The organism is Nocardia sp. NPDC049707, from assembly GCF_040674855.1.
GTDB lineage: Bacteria > Actinomycetota > Actinomycetes > Mycobacteriales > Mycobacteriaceae > Nocardia.
On record NZ_JBFANN010000009.1, the window covers coordinates 57,407 to 78,279 of the forward strand.

A 20,873-nucleotide genomic window follows, 5' to 3' on the forward strand; every position below is an offset into this window, starting at 1 on the left:
GGGTGCACGGCATATGGCCGAGGTGATTCTGCGGGATCTGGTGAAGACCTATCCCGGCGGCACCACGCGCGCCACCGATCAGGTCTCGCTCGAGGTCGCCGACGGCGAATTCATGGTGCTGCTCGGGCCGTCCGGCTGCGGGAAGACGACGCTGCTGCGCATGGTCGCCGGACTGGAACTGCCCGATTCGGGGCAGATCGTGATCGGCGGCAAGGATGCCACCTATCTCGAACCGCGGCGGCGCAACCTGTCGATGGTGTTCCAGTCGTATGCCGTCTTCCCCAATAAGAAGGTCGCCGACAATATCGGCTTCGGGCTGCGGGTGCACGGTGTGCCCGCCGAGGAGATCCGGCGCAAGGTCGCATGGGCCGCGGACCTGCTGCAGCTCACGCCGTACCTGGATCGGTATCCGGCGAAGTTGTCCGGTGGCCAACGCCAGCGGGTCGCGGTGGCGCGCGCGATCGTCATGGATGCCGATGTGCTGCTCATGGACGAACCGCTGTCCAATCTCGACGCGCTGCTGCGGCTTTCGTTCCGCGCCGAGTTGAAGAAGCTGGTCGGCGAGCTCGGCACCACCACGATCTATGTCACCCATGACCAGGTCGAGGCGCTGTCGCTCGGCGATCGCGTCGCGGTCATGCGCGACGGGGTGATCGTCCAATGTGGTTCACCGACGGCGGTATACGACGGTCCGGCGACCGAATTCGTCGGCGGCTTCCTGGGCAGCCCGCCGATGAACTTCCTCACCGGGATCGTCGACATCGGCGACGGCGGACCGCATATCGATCTCGGCGGACAGTCACTGCCGGTCCCCGCCGCGCTCGCATCGTTCAACGGTAAGAAGCTCGATCTGGGCATCCGGCCCGAGGCCATTGTCGTCGACGAAGAAGCGGGCACCGACTCGGTACGCGCCGAACTCCAGGTACTGGAGCCGCTCGGCTCGTCCACCCTGTTGACCACCGATGTCAGCGGACAGACCGTCAAGATTCAGGCGCGGCCGAGTTTCCTGGCCGACCAGGGCGATGCGCTGAACCTGCACCTGCCACCACATGCCTGCCGCTGGTACGACCCGGAGACCGGATTATTGCTGGAGGACTCAGTGTAGATATCCGGTCGATACTTCGCCGTGTCCGATCGATTCGACGGTCGAATATTTCGGGGTAACCCGCCGCGGAAACCAGCCGCGTCGGCGAGCGATCGAGACAGTTTCGACTGCCCCGGATACGCCACATGCCCCGGACACACGAAGACCCCAGCCGCAGCTGGGGTCTCCCGTGGTTACGCCGACCGTTGTGCGAGTGGAAACCTCTGCACCCCGGCCTCGATCACTGAGCCTGCCACACTTGCCGGGAATCGTCACGTCGAGTGCGGCCGCCGGCGGGACCCAGGCGCGCGCTCGCATCTGTGAGCCCGGTCGAATCGCGCTCGACCAGGCAATATCCGTCGACCAACCCCGCTTCTGAGATAACGAGACAGCAACATCGTGATCATTCCGTGTCCAAACCGTTCGACTCGGAATGCAGGGTTCGCAACCGAATCCCCTGCGGATCAAGGAGTCGCCATGGCGCTTTCCAGCTCGGCGACCGAAGCGCGCCTGACTCGGACTACCGTGGCGGAAATGACCGTTTTCCCGGCTGGAGGACCTTTGCGCAGCATCGCCCGCGTACTGCTCATCATCTCGGCACTTGTCGGGATTGCCATGCCGACGGCGCCCACCGCATTCGGAGCACCGAGCAGCGACGACGTCAGTGCCGGAAAGATCGATGAGTTGCTGGCGCTGCGGGCTGCCGCGCCGGGTGCGAGCAAGGGCGAGCTGATCGAACGGCTGTCCGCTCGCCTGCTCGGGACGCCGTATGGCGCGGATATGCTCATCGGTTCGGCGGACCAGCCCGAACAACTGGTCATCGATCTGCGGCGGGTGGATTGCTTCACCTATCTCGACTATGTCGAGGCGCTCAGCAGGTCGACCGATCGGGACCAGTTCGTGGCGAATCTGATCGCGACCCGCTACACCGACAGCCGCGTCGAATTCCGTCAGCGCAAGCACTTCTTCAGCGATTGGTCGCACACCACGCGCATCGCGGCCGCCGATATCACCGGCGCGCTGAGCCCTGCGGCGGTGACCGTCACCAAGCACCTCAACGCGAAAGCCGATGGCGGAACGTATCTTCCGGGCCTGCCGGTGGTCGATCGCGAGATCACCTATATCCCCAGTGTCGCGGTGGACGCGGGCGTCATCGGTGGACTGCGCACCGGTGACTACGTCGGTGCGTACGCCGACCAGGCGGGACTCGATGTCACGCACGTCGGCATCTTCGTCATGACACCGAGCGGCCCGGTCTTCCGCAACGCATCCTCACTCGCCGCCAACAACAAGGTGGTCGACTCCCCGTTCGCCGACTACGTGCGGACGACCCCGGGCATCACGGTGCTGCGGGCGCAGTAATCGCGCAGACAAGGAAACGGAACCAGCCACCCGACAGTGGGCAAGTAGGTTTCCGCGGCGGCCGAATTCGTCGGTCGACTCATGCTGATAACGGGAGACCGAAAGTCGTTGTCGCCCCTGTCCTTCGGTACCGATCGGCCCGAATCGACTGGTGACCATCGACCTTCGAGAACGACACCCCACGACCTCGTCAGCACCGCTACACCGCGATCGAGTTGGTCGACGCCGAATATACAAGGGCGCAGGGAGTTCCCACGTTGCGTTCATCGGGGCACACAGCGATGTTCACATCCTGTTTACGATGTCGGGATGTTGATTCAGGACGCGCAAGATAGATCGGTCGCACCTCCGGGGGAAGTGGGGACTGCGCGTCGGGGTCGAGCTCGGTTGGTCTGGGGCAGTGTCATCGGCGCGGTCGTGGTGTTGATCGCGGGGCAGTTGATGGCTGTGCATATCAATGCGCTCGGGCCGCTGACCAGCCTTTCTTGGGATTATGTCGGGCGGCCCAAGTCGGCGACCACACCGTGGGCCGGATTTCTGCTTGCGCTCATCGGTGTTTCGTGGAATGTGCGGGTACGCGCGCTGGCGGCCGCCGTCGGCATCGATGTGGTCTTCGTGATCATTCGCGCGATCGAGGGGCGGGCGTTCACCGTCGGGAACGGTCCGACCATTGTGCTCACCGCGCTCGCGGTGATCGCCGCCGTGCGCTGGACCGGTGCGCGGCGCGAAACCGCGCTGCGCACAATCGCTCTCGGTGCGCTGCTGATTCTGGCGACCAAGGTCGGCGAGATCTGGCTGGACATCACCGCATGGGCCTGCCCGACGGTACTCGATCCGTACGCGGAACTGGCCGATCGCGCGCTCGGCAATCCGTCGTGGCTCGTCGGACAGGCACTCGACGCGGCCGGACCGGTGCCGTTGGCCGTGGTGCGTTGGGTGTATTTCGAATTGCCGGTCGCGGCCATTGTGGTGGCCGCATGGCAGCTGCGTGGGGTGACTGCGGGCGTATGGCCGCGGCACTATCTGGTGCGCACCTTCCTGACGCTCGGCGTGGTCGGCCCGCTGTTCTATGTGGTTTTCCCGGTAGTCGGGCCGGTGCTCGCGTTCGGCCCGCAGGGGCAGGGTTTCGAACTCGCCGATGTCTGGCCGAATATCGTTCCAGCACTGCCATTCTCGGTCGATTCGATGCCGTTCGACGGCATCACACCGCGTAACTGCATGCCGTCACTGCATACGGCCTGGGCACTGTCGCTGTTCATCCACTCCCGGCGCGGGCCGCTCTGGTTGCGCTGGGGTGGCGCGTTCTGGCTGGTCTGCACCCTGGTCGCGACGCTCGGCCTCGGCGCCCACTACGGCGTCGACCTCTTCGCGGGCGCAACGCTGTGCCTGACCGTCGAATCCACGCTGCGTGATCCGGACCGTGGGTGGGACCGCGCCCGCATCCAGGTCGTGGCCTTCGGCATCGCGACCTTCGCCGGACTGCTGCTGTGCGTGCGCTTCCTCGCACTGCCGATGGCGACCTACCCGCTCCCGTCCTGCGTCGCGATCCTCGGCGTCTTCACCGCCCTGGCCTGCGCCTTCTACCGGACCTGGTTCGCGGAAAAGGTCTCGAACGACTCGGAAAAGGTACTGAGCCACTAACTTCGGCGCAACGTGCCGGTCGTGGCACCGCCCTGCCCCGCCCGGTAGGTGACGGTGCCATCCGGCCGCAATTCGACCGTCGAGGACATACCTTCTTCGCATCCGACGCCAGCGCTCACGCGCGCGGCGAATACGAGTTCGGTCTCGGTACCACTGATCAGCCGGCCGATGCGTTCACAACGGTTGCCGGAACTCTGATCGGTATCCGACGAGGTGGCGACCTCCTCGGCATTCTTACCGGACTTGATGGTGAGCACGATGTCGTGTGTGGCGACACCGTCGGTGGCAACGCCCTTCCATTCGCCCAGAAAGACTTTCGGTACCGCCCACACCGCGGCCATCGGCGTCGTATCGTCCGGGCGCTCCATCGGAGCCGCGACACTGCCCGAGTCACTGCCACGCGAGACCACGAACGCCGCGATCGCAACCACAACGGCCGCAACCACAACGCCACCGACTACCGCGAGCCGCTTCGCATCAGCCATTGTCCTGCCCCACCAAGCCGAGTCTAATTCCGCACTCGGCACCAGACCTCACTTTCCGCGCCCCCGAGCCCGAATAGTGCTGTCGCAGAGCGAGTGTCCATCGCGCACGGGGTGTGAGCCATGCGGGATCCGCACTGGCTCTGTGTCAGCGTGGCGGGCGTGGGTAAGGCGGGTGAGCTAGGCGGAGTATTTGTAGAAGCCTTCGCCGGTGGCTACGCCCAGCTTGCCCTGGTCGATGTAGTTGGTCTTGAGCCAGGCCGCGAGTCGCTGTCCGTCCGCATCGCCGCTATTGACCAGGATGTTGTAGGGGGTGGTCAGGCCGATGATGTCGAGCATCTGGAATGGCCCGACCGGTGCGCCCGTGCCGATGCGCCAGGTCTTGTCGACCGCCTCCGGTTCGGCGAATCCGCCCGCGCCGAGCGACATTGCCGCATTGAGCAACGGCACGAGCAACGAATTGAGAACGTAGCCCGCCTTTTCTTTGTGCAGTTCGATCGGCTCCATGCCGATCGCGGCGGCGAACTCGACGACCGTTCGAAAGACCTGCGGATCGGTCTCGGGTGTGCCCATCACCTCGGCGGTGTTGTACCGCCACACCAGATTCGCGAAGTGCAGCGCGAGGAATTTGTCGGGGCGGCCGGTGTAGTCCTTCATATCACTGGGCAGCAGGGTGGACGAATTGGTCGCGAAGATCGTCTTCTCCGGCGCGAGTTCGCCCAGCTGCCGGTAGGTCTGCTCCTTGATGGTGAGCACCTCCGGCACCGCCTCGATCACGAGGTCGGCATCCTGCACGGCCACGGCCAGGTCGGTGGTCAGGGCGATGCCCGCCGCGGTCTCCTCGGCCTTGCCGTCACCCCCACCGGGAACTTCACGGCGATAGGTTGCCGCGAGCTTGGCCAAACGGTCGCGGGCACCGGCGATGGCCGCATCGCTGATGTCGTAGGCGGTGACATCGAATCCGTGGAATGCGGTCTGGAATGCGATCTGCGATCCGAGTACCCCGGTTCCGAGGACGGTCACCTTGTGGATGGTCATTGCTATCTCCTTCCTCCGCGCTGCCCTGATCTCGACTCGATACGAAAGGCAGTGTGTCCGTTGGACATGGGGCCTTCGTCGTTCTGTCCGCCCACAGCGTAATGGCCGTCCGGACCGGCGGTCGCGGCCGTAGGCTCTTCCCATGACCGAGCTGCACTCGATCCAGGGCGGACGCGACGACCGACCTCGGCACGCCGAGGAACCGCTGTGGCGTGAGGTGCTCGGCGAACGGCTGCGCACGCTGCGCAGGGAGCAAAGCGAGACGCTCGTCGAAACCGCTGGCCGAGCCGGCATTTCGCCGCAGTACCTGTCCGAGGTGGAGCGCGGCCGCAAGGAGCCGTCGAGCGAGATGATCGCGGCACTGGCCGGTGCGCTCGGCACCACCCTGTTCGGTCTCACCGAGCAGGTGGCCGACGAATTGCGCAGCCAGCGTCGGCTCACCTTCGCCCGACAGTCCGCGCCGCGGGCTCAGGGCACGCCCACCCTCCTGGCGCTCGCGGCCTGATCAGTCCGCCCGGGCACCCAGCACGGTGTCGACCAGGCCGTAGTCGACGGCCGCCGATGCGGTGAAGACGCGGTCGCGGTCGGTGTCGTGGCGCAGTCGTTCGGCAGGTTGTCCGGTGTGCCGCGACAGGATGGACTCGATTTCGGTGCGCATTCGGACGAGTTCGTCGGCCTGCAGGATCAGGTCGGGAATCGCGCCCTGCCCGCGGGCGGCGGGCTGATGCAAAACCACCCGGGCGTGCGGCAGCAAGGACCGGCGACCGGGTGCGCCACCGGCCAGCAGTACCGCGCCGACCGCGATGGCCTGACCGACACAGGTGGTCGCCACCGGCGCCTTGATGAACTGCATGGTGTCGTACACCGCGAGCATGGCGGACAGATCACCGCCCTCGCAGTTGATGTACAGGCTGATCTCCTGCTCCGGACTCTCCGACTCCAGGTGCAACAGCTGTGCGATGAGCGCATTGGCGACGCCGGAATCGATCGGAGTGCCGAGGTAGACGATCCGCTCGGCGAGCAGATGCGAGTAGATATCGGTGATCCGCTCGCCGCCGCGCGGATGCTGGGCGATCACATTGGGAATGGTGTACGTCATGCCGAAATTCCGATCCGCTGGCGCGCAGGCACGATCTGCCCGAACGAGTCGACAATGTGGTCGATGAAGCCGTACTCCTTGGCCTGCGTCGCGCTGAACCAGCGGTCGTGCAGCGAATCCTCATAGATACGGTCGTACGGCTGGCCGGTATCCCCGGCGATAATGCCGAGCACCGTCTCCACGGTGTAGCGCAGGTCATCGGCCTGTACCTCGACATCGACGGCACTGCCGCCGATTCCCGCCGAGCCCTGATGCATCAGCACCCTGGCGTGAGGTAGGGCGAACCGCCGCCCCGGCGTACCCGCCGATAGCAGGAATTGTCCTGCGCTGCAAGCCAATCCGAGTGCCAAAGTGGCTACCTCGCACGGCACCAGTCGCATCACATCGCGAATAGCCAGCATTGCCGGGACCGAACCACCCGGGGAATGGATCCACAAGGAGATTCCGGCATCGGCATCCTCGGCCGCCAAGGTGAGCAGCTGTGTCATCAGCAACGTGCCGTTATCGTCGTCGAGTGGGCCGTCCAGCACCAGAATCCGCCTGCTGAGCAGCTGCTCCCTGGCGCGCCAACTGAACAACGGTGTCTTGTCATCGTGAGCCATGACTCCACCGTGCCCGGCGCCTACCGGAAAAATCTCGTCGCGCTGCCCTCAGCAGATCTGCTCACAGCAGCGTGATCAGTCGTGCGAATGCGCGTGGATGCGCGCCTGCACCTCGGGCCGCCGCAGCGGCGGCACGGTCTTCGGCGGCACCTTCCGCTCGGGCAATTGTTCGAGCAACCGCATGGTCGCGGCCGCGATATCGGCGACGGCGGCGTCGACCGCGGGCCGCGTAGCCGCGGAAATGCTGGACAGCCCGCCGACCTTGCGGACGTACTGCAACGCCGCCGCATGCACTTCGTCCGGGGTGGCCGCGGGCTCCAGCCCACGCAGAGCGGTGATATTTCGGCACATGTCCCGAGGCTATCTCGGGTCGGCCCGGGTTTTAAGGGCCGACCCGAGAGTAGGCCGGGGCCGTCAAGAGATCGACGATATCCGCGGTCGATGCGGTGGTCATGTCGACGACCGCCGATGCGGGGCGAATTCCTGCGCTTTGGTCTTGGCGCCCTGCCACATCAGATGCCAGCCATCCGGATCGCCGCGCATCACCGCCTCCGCGGTGTCCTTCATCTGCTCGAAGCTCGCATGCGGCGGAATCGGCGGAACCTCGGGATCGCAGCGCACATCGAGCAGCACCGGACGATCCGCGCTCAGCGCCTGGCTCCATGCGTCGGCGAGCTGGTCCGGATTGTCTATCGCGACCGAGGGCAGACCCATACCGCGCGCGAGATCGGCGTAGGAGGTCTCCGGAAGTATCTGCGACTCTTCGAATTTCGGCGCGCCGCCCATGGCACGCAGCTCCCAGGTGACCTGGTTGAGATCGTTATTGTGGAAGACGCAAACGACCAGCCGAGGATCACGCCACTGCCGGTAATAGCGTGCGATTGTGAGCAGTTCGGCGAGTCCGTTCATCTGCATGGCGCCGTCGCCGACCAGTGCGATCGCCGGCCGCCCCGGATGCGCGAACTTGGCGCCGATGGCATAGGGCACCCCGGATCCCATGGTCGCCAGGGTGCCCGACAGCGAGCCGCGCACACCGAGGCGGAATCGCAGGCAGCGGGCGTACCAGTTGGTGGATGAGCCGGAGTCCGCGGTGACGATCGCATTATCCGGAAGCTGTTGCGACAGTTCCCAAACCACGCGCATCGGGTTGACGGGCCTGGCCTGCAACATCGCTTGCCGCTCGACCGTCTCCCACCAGCGGGCCACATTCTCCTCGATCCGCTTCCGCCAGGATCGACCCGGCTTGCGGCGCAGCAGCGGAATGAGTTCGGCCAGTGTGGCTTGCGCGTCGCCGACCAGATTGACCTCGGTCGGATAGCGCATGCCGATCATGGTGCCGTCGATATCGATCTGCACCGCGCGCGCCTGACCGAACTCCGGCATGAACTGGGTGTACGGGAAATTCGACCCGATGATGACCAGGGTGTCGCAGTCGCGCATCATCTCATAGCTCGGCCTGCTGCCGAGCAACCCGATCGACCCGGTGACGAACGGCAGATCGTCGGGCAGCACATCCTTGCCGAGCAGCGCCTTCGCCACACCCGCACCGGTGATTTCGGCGAGTTCCACCACCTCGCGCGCGGCCGAGCGGGCGCCCTGGCCGACGAGCATCGCGACCTTGGATCCGGCGTCGATGATCTCGGCGGCGCGTTCGATCTCGGTGTACGGCGCGATCACCGTCGTGGTCACCGGATGCGGCGGGCTCGACGGCACCTGTTTGAACTCGTGTTCGGGCGGTTCGTAAGGTTCGTCCTGCAGATCGGCGGGAATGATCACGGCGGTCGGCGCATGCCGGGTCATCGCCGTGCGGAATGCTCGGTCCAGCGCGTTGGGCAGCTGGCTCGAGACATTGACCTCGACCAGATAATCGCTGGCAACATCCTTGAACAGGCTCTGCAGATCGACTTCCTGCTGATAGCTGCCGCCCATGGCACTGCGCGCGGTCTGGCCGACAATCGCGACGACCGGGACATGATCGAGTTTGGCGTCGTAGAGACCGTTGAGCAGATGGATCGCACCCGGTCCCGAGGTGGCCGTGCAGACGCCGACCTTCCCGCTGAATTTGGCGAAGCCGGTGGCTTGGAAGGCCGCCATTTCCTCGTGCCTGGCCTGCACGAACTGCGGTTTGTTGGCCGCGCGGCCGAAGGCGGCGACCAGACCGTTGATGCCGTCGCCGGGGTAGCCGAAAACTTGGTTTACGCCCCACTCCCGTAGTCGTTGCAGGACGTAGTCACCAACCTGTTGTTTCATGAGGATCTCCTGTTGATATCCGGGTTGGTCAGACCCGTGATACCCAGCGAATGGGCAGGTAATCAGCAGATGTGCCGAGTGGGGTGCGAATGATCGATCTCCCACTGGCGCGACTCGCGGCCGACCGCACCCGGCAGGTCGCCGGAGAAGTGCGTTTCGATCCCGGATCCCGGGCCACGTACTCCACCGATGCCTCGAACTACCGCGCGGTGCCGGTCAGAAAACCGGTGCGACCTGCACGATGCTCACTGCAACCGAGATCGCGAAACCCCGGTTCTGGCAGCTGGTTTCAGCTGTCGCACGCATATCGAACACCTGGATCCGCGAGCCCGGCCGCAGCATTCCGCAGAAGTACTCGCCGCGGCGATCCACCGCCGCAACGAAATCATTCGGTGTCGAACAGCCGATCGGCCGGCGCGAGTTGGCTGATGGTGTCGGAAATCTGGGCGACCAGGGCCCAGGGGCGTTCAGTATCGGTGGTGGCCTTGCCGCTGGTGAGGATCGCGCCGGAAAGTCCGCGGGTGGGGTCGGCCCAGCCGTATTGGGTTGTCAGGCCGGTGCGGCCGAAGTGGGACTGGGTATTTCGCCCGAACTTCGAGCGACGGGCGCCGAGTTCGAAGCCGGCGCTGCTGACGCGTCCGGCCAGACCGGGTATGCGACGGGCGGGTCGGATCGCTTCGCGGAGGGTGTCCGGCTCGATGATCCGAACGCCGTCGAGTTCGCCACCGCGGGTGAGGATTTCGTAGAATCGGGACAGTTCATAGGCGGTGGTGACGATATTGCCCGACGGCAGTTCGGCGGCCAGGAAATCCCGATTCGCGGATCTGGCGGTCGCACCGTCCATCCGGCCACCGAGTGCCTTGCGCGTCAACAGCATCGACATTCGCGACGGTGGCGGGCCGGTCTTCACGCTTGGCACGACCTTGTCGACATCCTCCGGCCGGACCCCGAAGTTGTTCCAGCGAAAGCCCAATGGTTGGAGCACCTGTTCGGCGAGATGCTCACGCATCCGCTTCCCGGTGGCGCGCTGCACCAGCAGCCGTTGGATCAAACCGCTGGTCAACGCGTGATAGACCCGGAATCGCCCAGGCGGCCAACTCGGCACCAGATCGGCCAACCCCTGCACGGCCAACTCCTCGTCGAGCACCAACTCGACGCCCTTGTACGGCGGCGTAATGAACGGCACACCCGCCGAATGCGACAACACATCGCCGATGGTGATCGCGTCCTTGCCGTGCGCCGCGAACTCCGGAATGTATTTGCATACCGGATCATTCAGCCCGAACGCACCCTGTTCGATCAGCATGAACATCAGCGTCGCGGCGACGCCCTTGGCGGTGGAGAATCCGCAGAACAGCGTCTCCGGCGTCGCGAGCACCTTCTCCGCATCCGGACCGTCGCTCGGCGCATTCCCCCAGCCGTGTCCGATCGCCCGGTTCAGCACGATCTGCCCATTGCGCCGCAGACACGTCTGAATCGCGGGCGTCGCCCCCATTCGATACCACGCCTGCACCGAGGCCCACAGCGCCGCGACGTCGCCGTTCGTCAACCCCGCGGCCGCCGGATCGTCCTCGTGCCCGACCGTCGTCACCGCGTCCAGATCATCGGCGACGGTCACCATCGTGCCAGGTAACACCTTCACTCGGCCAGCATATCGACGCCGATCCGGCCCCCGGTCGAGCCCACGCCGCGGCCTTGGTTTCGCGATGCGAGGTACCGGCGGGCAGCAGGTATGGCATGGCGCACGGGGGCGTCTGAGGACACAGTCGGTGCCGGTGGCGGACTGCACGCTATTCGAGGTACTGCCTCGGGTCCGGGAAGCCCGAAGCGCGAGCCCCGGTACCCGATGTCGGTGGACGCCGCCGACGCTGGCTCGCACGCCGGTGCGGGTGAAACCAGCTCATGCAGGCGATATCGGGCGTGATTCGAGCGTTGGTCCGCAGGGTAACCAGCTGCGTAACTAGGCTTTTCGCACACATATACTTCGCTGGACATAGCGCGGAGGGTGAAATGACGGGTATCGGGTCGCTGCCGCGGATCGACCAGAGCAAGGCGAGCATTTCGCGCGTCTACGATGCGCTGCTCGATGGGAAGGACCACTACCCCGTCGACGAAAAGGTTCACGACCAGTTGCGCGCGGCCATGCCGAAGATCGGCGATCTGGCGAAGCTCAATCGCGAGATCCGGGGTCGTGGCGTGCGCTATCTGGCAGGTGAGGTCGGACTGCGGCAGTATCTCGATCTCGGTGCGGGCCTGCCGACCGCGGAGAACACCCACCAGATCGCGCAATCGCTGCAACCGGGGGCGCATGTCGTCTATGTGGACAATGATCCGATCGTCTTGGCGCACGGTCGGGCGATGCTGCAGGAAAACGCTGACACCGTCGTCGTCACCGCCGATCTCCGGCACCCCGATATGGTGCTCGAGCATCCGGATGTGCGGCGCTTGATCGACTTCGGCCAACCGGTCGCCATCATGCTCGTCGGCGTGCTGAACTATCTGCACGACAAGGAGGATCCGGCAGGCGTGGTGGACGGATATCTGAACGCCGTCCCTTCGGGCAGCCATCTGTTCATCACGCACTTCTATGACTGCGGCCCGCAAGCCCAGTTGATCGAGAATGCCTTCCTACACTCCCTCGGCACCGGCCGCTTCCGCACCCAGGACCAGATACACGATCTGTTCCGCGGCCTGGACCTGGTCGACCCCGGCCTGGTCTACCTGCCCCAATGGCGCCCGAACCGCATCGTGCGCGATAAACCGACCGTCATCGAACGGCTGATGGTCGGCGGCATAGCCCGCAAACCCTGACCGCGCCACCGCGGCGGCGATTAGCCGATCGAACCGCGGGTATGGCGCAGATATGGTCCCGACGATCGACGAACTACTGCACGCGCTCACCCGCGCGGTGAACACTCTTGCGGATGCCGGTATCCGCTTCGCGGTCGCGGGTGGTTGCGCGGTGTACGCGCGCGGCGGGCCCGCCTCGGAGCACGATGTCGACATCCTCATCAAGCCCACCGACCTGTCGCGGGCCCGCGGTGCGCTGGTCCGCGGCGGACTGCGGATCGCGGATCCGCCCGAGGACTGGCTGACCAAGGTCTATGACAACGGCGTCCTCATCGACCTGATCTACCGACCGAACAACCGTGCCGTCACCGACGAGCTACTCGATCGCGCGGACATGATGCGCGTCGGCCCGGCGGTGGCACCGGTGATCAGCGCGACCGATCTGATGATCGATAAGTTACTGGTCTTCGACGCGCATCGACTGGACCTGAGCCCGCTGCTGGCGATCGCGCGCGATCTGCGCGAACAAGTGGAGTGGGAGCGGGTGCGCAAGGAAACCGATGTTTCGCCCTATGCCCGAGCCTTTCTCGGACTGCTGGATGATCTCGGAGTAGTCGAGCCGAAGCGGGTGGTGTAAATGGATCGACCGCAGTATCTGGTCGCGCACCTGCGCCGAGCGCTGGCCGAGGATCCGCGCACCGCGGAACTCGGTGTGCAGGTGACGATCCGCGGCGATGTCGTCGTCCTCGACGGCGAGGTCAGCACTATCGAACGCAAGCTGCGAATGGAAACAGTAGTGCGCGAACAGCTTCCGCGCGCCCGTATCCACAACGACGTGCACGTCACGCCGCCGTGCGCGCCGGGTGCCGCCGAGGCGCTGGCGGACTGAGCCCGGAAAGGAGCGGGGCACATGCGGATCGCGGCAATCGGTGACGTCCATCTCGGCGTCGAGTCGGGCGGCGAACTCCGCCCGGCATTCGCGCAACTGCCCGACCGCGCCGATGTGCTGCTGCTGGCCGGTGATCTCACCAGACACGGCACGGTCGACGAAGGTCGCGTCGTGGCGGCGGAATTCGCCGATCTCGGTGTCCCGGTCGTCGCGGTGCTCGGCAATCACGACCACCACAGCGACGCGCAGGACGAGATCACCGCCGAGCTCACCGAGCACGGCATCACCGTATTGGAGGGCACCGCAACGGAATTCGCGGTCGACGGACAGACCCTCGGCATCGCGGGGACGAAGGGCTTCGGCGGCGGCTTCGCGGGCAAATGCGCGAGCGTCTTCGGCGAACGCGTAATGCGGGAGTTCGCCGCGCACACCATCGACCTCGCGGAGATGCTGCGCGCGGCACTGGCCGGCCTACACACCGATATCACCATCGCGCTGACCCATTACTCCCCCATCAGCGACACCCTGCACGGCGAGCCGCGCGAGATCTACCCGTTCCTCGGCTCCTATCTACTCGGTGAAACCATCGATGACCAGCACGCCGACCTCGCCATCCACGGACACGCGCATGCGGGCATCGAACGCGGCACCACGCCGGGCGGCATCCGGGTGCGCAATGTGGCCCAACCGGTGGTGCGCACCGCCTACGTTGTCTACGAACTGACGCCGGAAACAACAGCGGTTACGCCGACACCGTTCGGGTAGCGAGAATTCCGGCCAGGATGACGCGCAGGCCGCGATCGAATTCCACATCGGCATCGGCCTCGAAGAGATCGGCCACCATGCGCGCGGCCCGCGGATAACGCTCGGCATCGACGGCATGCTCCAACCGCGCCGGATCGTAGGGGTTGCCGTCGGCGTATTCCGCGCCGGATTGGGCCTGTTCCTCGATGACGAACCCGATCGTGTAGTGCAGCAGGATCGGAAACACCCGCTCGGCATCGACCTCCGAGAAGCCCGCGTCCTCGAGTGTGCGCAAGGTCAGTTCCACGGTGCGCCACATGGCTTCATCGCTGACATAGGTTCCGGCCAGCACCCTCGCCCCGTCCCGATAGCGCAGCATCGACCGGCGCAACCGTGCGGCCAGCGCCACCACCCAGTCCTGCCAGTCCTCCCCCTGTCGCGGTGCCTCGACCCCCTCGACAGCGGCGACGAAGAGCCGCCTGGCCATCGCATCGAGCAGTTCGCGCTTGTTCTTGACATGCCAATACAGCGCGGGCGCCTGCACATCCAGGGCCGCGGCCACCTTCCGCATGGTCAGCCCGTCGAGACCGACCCCGTCGAGCAGACCCAATGCCGCCTCGGCGATCACCTTCGCATCGATCTTCACCGCCACCTCCTGCCGTTCCATTCTTGACAGCTTAACAATGTTCTGCTCTCCTTAACAACGTTAAATCATTTAACAACGTTAAGGAGAGCGGACATGGAAACGACCGATGTGGTGATCGCCGGCGCCGGACCGACCGGGCTGATGCTGGCCTACGAACTGCGCCTGGCCGGTGTGGACGTCGCGCTCGTCGACGGACTTCCGGCGCGTACCGGCGAATCGCGGGCGGGCGGCATCCACGCCCGCACCATGGAAATGCTCGATCAGCGCGGCCTGCTCGACGACCTGTTCCCGCTCGGCCGCGCCATGCAGGCCGGGCACTTCGGCGGGCTGCGCATGGACTTCAGCGACTTCGATACCCGCTACCCCTTCACCCTGGCCGTCCTGCAGTCGGTAATCGAACGCGAACTCGACCGGCACGCAACCGAACTCGGCGCGACCGTGCAGTGGGCTGCACCGGTCGTCGGCTTCGATCAGGACGCGGCGGGCGTCGAGGTGGAAATCGGCGGTCCGAATCCCCGCCGGATTCGCGCGGCCTACCTGGTCGGCTGCGATGGCGGCCGCAGCGCGGTGCGCAAGCTGGCGGGCATCGACTACGTCGGCACCGACGCAACGGTGACGGGCATGCTCGCCGATGTCGAACTGACCGATCCGCCTGCGGGGACCGTCTTCGCACACCGCGCCGGTGCGGGTGACTTCTCGGCGATCCAATTCGAGCCCGGCTGGTACCGACTGCTCGTACAGCGCCACGATCTCGTCCTGAAGCGCGACGCCGAACTGAGCTTCGAGGACTTCCGCGCCAACTTCACCGAACTCGCCGGCACCGACTTCGGTATGCACAGCCCACGCTGGATCTCGCACTACGGCGACGCCGCCCGCCAGGCCGACCGGTACCGCGTTGGCCGCGTCTTCCTGGCCGGGGATGCCGCGCACATCCACTACCCAGCGGGCGGTCAGGGCCAGAACCTGGGGCTGCAGGATGCGATGAATCTCGGCTGGAAGCTCGCCGCCACCTTGCGCGGCAACGCATCCGACGAGCTCCTCGACACCTACGAGTCCGAGCGCCACCCCATTGCCGCCCGCGTCCTGCACAACACCCGCGCCCAGACCGCACTCGGGCGCCCCGGCCCACACACCGACGCACTGCGCGACATCATGAGCGATCTGATCGATATGGACCAGGTGCGCCACCGCCTCGGCCTGATGATCAGCGCACTCGATATCCGCTACGACATCAAGGGCGAACACCCGCTCATCGGCCGCCGCGTCCCGGATGCCGACATCACCACCGCGGCGGGCGCGACCCGGGTCCACGAACTCCTCCGTGCGGGCCGCCCAGTGCTGCTCATGCTCGACGGAAACGATCTTCCGGCGCGGCCCGAATGGCACGACCGGATCGAAATCGTTGCCGCCACCAGGCACAGCAAGCAGTGGACTATCCCGGGCGTCGGCGAGATCCCGACCCCCGCCGTTGTCCTGCTGCGACCGGACGGCTACGTCGCCTGGGCGAGCGAGAAACCCGACGCCGCGGGATTGCCCGAGGCGCTCACCGTTTGGGTCGGCGCACCGGCCTGATCGATATCCCTGCCCTTTTCCGCCCACCATGTCCAATTTGCGAAATTTGTCGCAAATTAGCGCATCGTAAATTGCCGAGCGCAAAGTCTGGTCGATCTTGTTCCGTAGTGGGTATTCAATTGATCTTGATGACTCGGGATGGACACTGGCATCACAAGGACACGGCTCGAAAATCCGCCGGAGAAAGATCAAAAACGTTGCCCAGCAAAGGCGTTGTTGATGTGTATGCTATCGATCAATCACGATCCACTACGAGGTGGGCTGATGACCGAGGACGGTGTCGAAGTGGATATCAATGCACTCCGAATGCGCCGTGCGACTGTCTTCGCATTAGGCGTCGGCGTACTGACTCTGGCGGCGGCCGGGGCACTCGACCGACTGCTGCTCGGCCTGTTCATCTGCATCGGACTCGGACTCGGTTGGTTGAATGCGCAACTGACCCGATTGACGGTCAACCGCGTCGCCGACGCCGAGAAACCGAGGAAACAGGGCCTCTACCTCTCCTCGGCGACTCGACTGATCGCAATAACCGGCGGTTCGCTCGCCGTGGGGTTCCTGGCAAGGCCGCATGGCATCGGAATCTTCTTCGGCATGGCCGCCTTTCAAGTGATTCTGGTGTTGGTCACCGTCTTGCCTGAAGTGAAGGAGCTTCGCCAGCAATCATGACGAATCAACTCGCCTTCATCGCCCGATCGGCGCTTCCGGTCCTCGCCCAGGAAGCGCCCGCCGAAGAGCCGAAAATTAAGGTCGGCGAACATGCGGTCGCGCATCTGTGGGGTATGGACTTCAATGTCGACACGATCATTTCGACCGCCATCGCAGCGGCGATCGTGCTCGGCTTGGCGTTCTACCTGCGGGCCAAGCTGACATCGGGCGTCCCCAACGGCGTGCAGCTGTTCTTCGAGACCGTGACGGTCCAGATGCGCAACCAGGTGGAAAGCGCCATCGGCATGAAGGTCGCGCCGTTCGCGCTGCCCTTGGCCGTCACGCTCTTCATCTACATCCTGTTGTCGAACTGGTTGTCCGTGCTGCCAGTGCAGTATGGACACGGCGAATTGATCGCACCGCCCGCATCGGATGTCAATTTCGTCTATGCGCTGGCCCTGTTCGTCTTCATCATGTATCAGGGTGCTGGTGTATATCGACGCGGCCCGGGTGGGCATGCCAAACAGTTGCTGAAGGGCCATACCGGATGGGGCCCGATGGTTTTCATCAATGTCATCGAGGAAGTCGCCAAACCGCTCTCACTGTCGCTGCGATTGTTCGGCAACATGTTCGCTGGCGGCGTTATGGTCTCGGTGATCGCGCTGTTCCCGTTCTGGATCAGTTGGGGACCGAATGCCATCTGGAAACTCTTCGATCTGTTCGTCGGAGCGATCCAGGCATTCATCTTCTCGCTGTTGACCGTCCTCTACTTCAGCCAGTCGATGTCGCTGGAGGACGAACACTAGCCCCGGCGGCCGCTGTCGGGTCGCTCGAAACAACAAAAGATCGGCGCCGCCGATCGAGTTCAGTAGAGAACAGGAAGTGAAAAATGGCAGACGCAACCACGGCGGCCATCGTCCAGGGCGCGCTCATCGGCGGCGGCATTATTATGGGCGGTGGCGCCATCGGCGCGGGAATCGGTGACGGACTCGCCGGCGCCGCGTTGATCAACGGCGTTGCCCGTCAGCCGGAAGCCGAGGGTCGCCTCCGCGGTAACTTCTTCCTGACCGTGGGTCTGGTCGAGGCGGCGTACTTCATCAATCTAGCGTTCATGGCGCTTTTCGTATTCGCTACTCCAGGTAAGTAATTCAGTATGACTCCGCGAACGGATGTTGTTGCCGAGGGGAACTTCCTCATTCCCAACGGCACATTCTTCGCCGAGCTGTTGATCTTCCTGATCGTGCTCGGGGTCATGTGGCTGTTCGTCGTTCCGCCGATACGTAAGGTATTGGCGGAACGCGAGGCGAGAGTCGCGGAGACCGCGGTCGACAACAAGGAAGCCAAAGCCTTGTTCGCCGACGCCGAAGCGAAATATCAGGCGGCCGTCGCGCAGGCGCGCAGTGAAGCGGTCGGGATCAGGAACCAGGCAAGGCACGAGGGCCGAATTATCCTCGAGCAGTTGCGAAGTGAGGCGCAGGAGGAGGCCGACAGGATCGTCGCGGAATCCGCGACGGAACTGCGGGCCCAGGCGGATCAAGTGGCCGCTGAGCTGCGTGAGGCTGTCGAACCGCTCGCCGAGACATTGGCCGATCGTGTGCTCGGCATCAAGGATCGGCACGCCGGCTTCAGCGCCGGCCATCAGTCAGAACGAGCGTAGCCAATGAACCTCAACAGCGGCATCCTTGCCGAAGGGGCCATCCGCGCAGCCCAGTCCGAGGACTCGGGCATCTTCCACATCACCTTCGACTGGCCGATCTTCTTCAGCCAGCTCTTCGGTTTCGCAGTCATCATCTTCGTCATCGTCAAATATGTGGCACCGCCGGTCAAACGGCTGATGACGAAGGCGCAGAACAATATTCAGAAACAGATCGAGGAGAACCAACAGGCGGCGGACCGCCTCGTCGAGGCCAAACGATCCTATGACAACGCGGTCACCGACGCCCAGGCCGAACTCGAGCACATTCGCGAGGACGCGCGCGCCGACGCCGAGCGCATCATCGCCAAGATGCGCGAATTCGCCGATGCCGAGGTCGCCCGGGTCCGCAGCCAGGGCCGCGATCAGATCGCGCAGATGCGCACCCAGCTCATCCGCGATCTGAAGGAGGAGCTCATCACCACAGTGATGGACAGCACCGAGGAAAAGGTCCGCTACGAGATCAGCGCCACCCACGTGGCGGCCGATAGCATCGACAAATTCCTCGAGGACCTCGAGGCCATGGCCAACGCGGAGCCGCCGGTCCGACGCCGCGCCCAGCCCTGGGCGCTGTGAATCCGGGTGGTCGCCGGACCGCATGCCCTGGCATGCTGGCCGCGTGACCACCGCGCAGATCACGGTCGATTTCGCGCCCGAATTGCGGCTGTTCGTCGCGGCCGCACAGCGGCACGGTCCCTCCGCCGTGCCGATCGACAGCGTGTCGACGCTCGGACATATCGTGGAATCGCTCGGCGTACCGCTCACCGAGGTCGGCGAGCTGCTGGTCGACGGTCGGTCGATGAGCCCGGCGCAGCTGCCCGCCGACGGCGCGGTGGTATCGGTGCGCGCCGTGGTGCGCCCACAACGATTCGCGGAACCGATGCGATTCCTGCTGGATATCCATCTCGGCACCCTGGCGCGGCGACTGCGGTTGCTCGGTGTGGACACCGCCTACGAGAATCCGGATATCGGTGACGCCGCCCTCGCCACGCGTTCGGCGACCGAACATCGGATCCTGCTCTCCCGCGATCGCGGCCTGCTGCGCCGCCGCGAAATCTTCGCGGGCGCATACATTTACAGCCACCGCCCGGCCGAACAACTCGACGACGTCCTCTCTCGTTTCGCACCACCCCTGGCCCCATGGACCCGCTGCACCGCCTGCAACGGCCCACTCCGCATAGCGGAGAAACAAACCCTGCGCGGCCACCTACCAAGCGACACCGAACGCACCTACAACGCCTTCGCCCAATGCCTGGACTGCGGCCGAACCTACTGGAAGGGCGCCCACCACGCCCGCCTGGACGACATCGTCACCCACGCCCTCGAGAACTTCGGCACCAGCCCATGATGGGGCGCACTTACTCGCGCCCCGCCCGCACGCCGCCCACGGTTTCCTACGCCGCGCACGAACCGTGCGCGCCGCGCGAATCGGTGCGCGGGAGGCGCTCAGGCTCCGAAGGTGCCTTCCACGCGGCTGCGGGAGCCGGGGTGGACGAGGCTCACCAGGGCAGTGGCGTACCAGGTGTGGCGGCGGATCTGGAGGAACGGTTCAGTGCGGCGGATGCGCAGTAGCCGGCAGTCCTCCTGAGTGCCCTGTACCGCCTCGACGACGTGTTCGCCGCGGCCGAGTGCGGCCACCTCGCTGAGGTACCGGTTCGGGGTGAGCTCAGCGAAATTCTGGTCGAGGTAGCCGGGTGCGGGCGCGGGGTCGACGTAGCGGTCCGCCACCTGGACAGGCACCTCGTCGTCGAAATGCATCAGCAGCGAATGGAATACCGAATGGTTCGGCCCATCGTCGAGCACAGCAGTTGCGGCAACTCGTGCTCGCGCGCGAACCCGCTTGTCCCCCTGCCGAGTTGGACAAACGCGCAGGTTTGCGGCTGAACGGCTACGAGGCGTGGTGCGTCGGGTGGTAGTGCTCCCAGGCGTCGGCCAGTGCCTTGCGTACGTCCGCGGGCAGGTAACCCCGGATTTCGGCACACAGATGGACGCTGTTCCCGCAGTCATCACACCAGATCCGGACAGTGCGCGGGTCCTTGGCGACAGCGTTGGCGATCCAGTCGGCGCGCATATTCCCGTGGTCGACGGTGGCCACCCATCTGTCCCCATAACCATCGACATCCTGATGGATGGCATTGACCATGGTCACCGCGAACATCGGATTAGGCTGAGCCCTCTTCTTCGTCATAGCGGTAAACCTCCAGCCCGGTCGAGCGATATGTTCGTGCGACTTCAGCAACCCGTTGGTGACCGGTTGCTTCGCGACGCAGAAAGCAACCGTAACCCCGGCCGACGTGCCCGGCAAGAGGCCGATTTCGGGTGGAAACCGAAGGGAA

25 protein-coding genes are annotated in these 20,873 nt (G+C 65.0%); 15 read left to right on the forward strand and 10 right to left on the reverse strand.

Features of this window, described 5'->3' with window-relative positions; all coding sequences use genetic code 11:
• Positions 1–13 precede the first annotated feature (13 nt).
• From AB0J29_RS11240 to AB0J29_RS11250, 3 genes are all read left to right on the forward strand, one after another.
• Positions 14–1,105 (forward strand): ATP-binding cassette domain-containing protein, encoded by a 1,092-nt coding sequence (locus AB0J29_RS11240; RefSeq protein ID WP_364782974.1) that lies wholly within the window; start codon positions 14–16, stop codon positions 1,103–1,105.
• Between the two features lie 513 nt (positions 1,106–1,618).
• Entirely contained in the window at positions 1,619–2,446 is an 828-nt protein-coding gene (locus tag AB0J29_RS11245) for a DUF1460 domain-containing protein (RefSeq protein ID WP_364782977.1), read from the forward strand.
• Between the two features lie 405 nt (positions 2,447–2,851).
• Complete coding sequence (locus tag AB0J29_RS11250; protein ID WP_364783343.1) at positions 2,852–4,087, forward strand: DUF5933 domain-containing protein; 1,236 nt, start codon at positions 2,852–2,854, stop codon at positions 4,085–4,087.
• Here the strand turns inward: AB0J29_RS11250 and AB0J29_RS11255 are convergent.
• Entirely contained in the window at positions 4,084–4,572 is a 489-nt protein-coding gene (locus tag AB0J29_RS11255; RefSeq protein WP_364782980.1) for a hypothetical protein, read from the reverse strand. The two genes, AB0J29_RS11250 and AB0J29_RS11255, sit on opposite strands and share 4 nt — an antisense overlap.
• A 177-nt stretch (positions 4,573–4,749) precedes the next feature.
• The gene (locus AB0J29_RS11260) at positions 4,750–5,607 is read right to left on the reverse strand and encodes a 3-hydroxyacyl-CoA dehydrogenase (RefSeq protein WP_364782983.1); all 858 of its coding nucleotides are present in this window, start codon (positions 5,605–5,607) and stop codon (positions 4,750–4,752) included.
• A gap of 142 nt (positions 5,608–5,749) precedes the next feature.
• Here AB0J29_RS11260 and AB0J29_RS11265 point away from each other — a divergent pair, with 142 nt between their 5' ends.
• Positions 5,750–6,112 carry a helix-turn-helix transcriptional regulator gene (locus tag AB0J29_RS11265; protein WP_364782986.1) on the forward strand — a complete coding sequence of 121 codons (363 nt, stop codon included), beginning with the start codon at positions 5,750–5,752 and terminating at the stop codon, positions 6,110–6,112.
• Here AB0J29_RS11265 and AB0J29_RS11270 read toward each other — a convergent pair whose 3' ends face one another.
• The 5 genes from AB0J29_RS11270 to AB0J29_RS11290 all read right to left on the reverse strand — a co-directional run bounded on the left by AB0J29_RS11270 (position 6,113) and on the right by AB0J29_RS11290 (position 11,200).
• On the reverse strand, positions 6,113–6,706 hold the full coding sequence (locus AB0J29_RS11270; RefSeq protein ID WP_364782989.1) for an ATP-dependent Clp protease proteolytic subunit: 594 nt from the start codon (positions 6,704–6,706) through the stop codon (positions 6,113–6,115).
• Positions 6,703–7,308 carry an ATP-dependent Clp protease proteolytic subunit gene (locus AB0J29_RS11275; RefSeq protein ID WP_364782992.1) on the reverse strand — a complete coding sequence of 202 codons (606 nt, stop codon included), beginning with the start codon at positions 7,306–7,308 and terminating at the stop codon, positions 6,703–6,705. Before AB0J29_RS11275 ends, AB0J29_RS11270 begins: the two co-directional genes overlap by 4 nt.
• A gap of 75 nt (positions 7,309–7,383) precedes the next feature.
• Entirely contained in the window at positions 7,384–7,659 is a 276-nt protein-coding gene (locus tag AB0J29_RS11280) for a DUF2277 domain-containing protein (RefSeq protein ID WP_364782995.1), read from the reverse strand.
• Positions 7,660–7,758: 99 nt separating this feature from the next.
• Positions 7,759–9,558: a thiamine pyrophosphate-requiring protein gene (locus AB0J29_RS11285; RefSeq protein WP_364782998.1), complete on the reverse strand. Its 1,800-nt coding sequence runs from the start codon at positions 9,556–9,558 to the stop codon at positions 7,759–7,761.
• A 385-nt stretch (positions 9,559–9,943) separates the two neighbouring features.
• Positions 9,944–11,200, reverse strand: coding sequence for a serine hydrolase domain-containing protein (locus AB0J29_RS11290; RefSeq protein WP_364783001.1), 1,257 nt, complete (start codon positions 11,198–11,200; stop codon positions 9,944–9,946).
• 368 nt (positions 11,201–11,568) lie between these two features.
• Here AB0J29_RS11290 and AB0J29_RS11295 point away from each other — a divergent pair, with 368 nt between their 5' ends.
• Genes AB0J29_RS11295 through AB0J29_RS11310 form a run of 4 tightly spaced genes read left to right on the forward strand, consistent with a single transcriptional unit; the run spans position 11,569 to position 14,002 of the window.
• Complete coding sequence (locus AB0J29_RS11295) at positions 11,569–12,369, forward strand: SAM-dependent methyltransferase (protein WP_364783004.1); 801 nt, start codon at positions 11,569–11,571, stop codon at positions 12,367–12,369.
• A gap of 52 nt (positions 12,370–12,421) precedes the next feature.
• Positions 12,422–12,985 carry a hypothetical protein gene (locus tag AB0J29_RS11300; RefSeq protein ID WP_364783007.1) on the forward strand — a complete coding sequence of 188 codons (564 nt, stop codon included), beginning with the start codon at positions 12,422–12,424 and terminating at the stop codon, positions 12,983–12,985.
• Positions 12,986–13,237: a BON domain-containing protein gene (locus AB0J29_RS11305; RefSeq protein ID WP_364783010.1), complete on the forward strand. Its 252-nt coding sequence runs from the start codon at positions 12,986–12,988 to the stop codon at positions 13,235–13,237.
• Positions 13,238–13,258: 21 nt separating this feature from the next.
• The gene (locus tag AB0J29_RS11310; protein ID WP_364783013.1) at positions 13,259–14,002 is read left to right on the forward strand and encodes a metallophosphoesterase; all 744 of its coding nucleotides are present in this window, start codon (positions 13,259–13,261) and stop codon (positions 14,000–14,002) included.
• Here AB0J29_RS11310 and AB0J29_RS11315 read toward each other — a convergent pair.
• Positions 13,980–14,648, reverse strand: coding sequence for a TetR/AcrR family transcriptional regulator C-terminal domain-containing protein (locus AB0J29_RS11315; RefSeq protein ID WP_364783016.1), 669 nt, complete (start codon positions 14,646–14,648; stop codon positions 13,980–13,982). The genes AB0J29_RS11310 and AB0J29_RS11315 overlap by 23 nt on opposite strands.
• A 72-nt stretch (positions 14,649–14,720) precedes the next feature.
• Here AB0J29_RS11315 and AB0J29_RS11320 point away from each other — a divergent pair, with 72 nt between their 5' ends.
• From AB0J29_RS11320 to AB0J29_RS11350, 7 genes are all read left to right on the forward strand, one after another.
• On the forward strand, positions 14,721–16,199 hold the full coding sequence (locus AB0J29_RS11320) for an FAD-dependent monooxygenase (protein WP_364783019.1): 1,479 nt from the start codon (positions 14,721–14,723) through the stop codon (positions 16,197–16,199).
• A gap of 138 nt (positions 16,200–16,337) precedes the next feature.
• Complete coding sequence (locus AB0J29_RS11325; RefSeq protein ID WP_364783022.1) at positions 16,338–16,865, forward strand: hypothetical protein; 528 nt, start codon at positions 16,338–16,340, stop codon at positions 16,863–16,865.
• A 113-nt stretch (positions 16,866–16,978) separates the two neighbouring features.
• Positions 16,979–17,650 (forward strand): F0F1 ATP synthase subunit A, encoded by a 672-nt coding sequence (atpB, locus tag AB0J29_RS11330; protein WP_364783346.1) that lies wholly within the window; start codon positions 16,979–16,981, stop codon positions 17,648–17,650.
• An 83-nt stretch (positions 17,651–17,733) separates the two neighbouring features.
• A complete protein-coding gene (locus AB0J29_RS11335; protein WP_040687366.1) occupies positions 17,734–17,991 on the forward strand; it encodes a F0F1 ATP synthase subunit C in 258 nt (85 codons plus the stop codon).
• Positions 17,992–17,997: 6 nt separating this feature from the next.
• Positions 17,998–18,501, forward strand: coding sequence for a F0F1 ATP synthase subunit B (locus tag AB0J29_RS11340; protein ID WP_364505816.1), 504 nt, complete (start codon positions 17,998–18,000; stop codon positions 18,499–18,501).
• A 3-nt stretch (positions 18,502–18,504) separates the two neighbouring features.
• Positions 18,505–19,113: a hypothetical protein gene (locus AB0J29_RS11345; protein ID WP_364505814.1), complete on the forward strand. Its 609-nt coding sequence runs from the start codon at positions 18,505–18,507 to the stop codon at positions 19,111–19,113.
• Positions 19,114–19,156: 43 nt separating this feature from the next.
• Positions 19,157–19,885 (forward strand): Mut7-C RNAse domain-containing protein, encoded by a 729-nt coding sequence (locus AB0J29_RS11350; RefSeq protein WP_364783025.1) that lies wholly within the window; start codon positions 19,157–19,159, stop codon positions 19,883–19,885.
• 98 nt (positions 19,886–19,983) lie between these two features.
• Here AB0J29_RS11350 and AB0J29_RS11355 read toward each other — a convergent pair whose 3' ends face one another.
• Positions 19,984–20,544, reverse strand: coding sequence for a UTRA domain-containing protein (locus tag AB0J29_RS11355; protein WP_364783028.1), 561 nt, complete (start codon positions 20,542–20,544; stop codon positions 19,984–19,986).
• On the reverse strand, positions 20,426–20,725 hold the full coding sequence (locus AB0J29_RS11360) for a hypothetical protein (protein WP_364783031.1): 300 nt from the start codon (positions 20,723–20,725) through the stop codon (positions 20,426–20,428). Before AB0J29_RS11360 ends, AB0J29_RS11355 begins: the two co-directional genes overlap by 119 nt.
• Between the last annotated feature and the right edge of the window lie 148 nt (positions 20,726–20,873).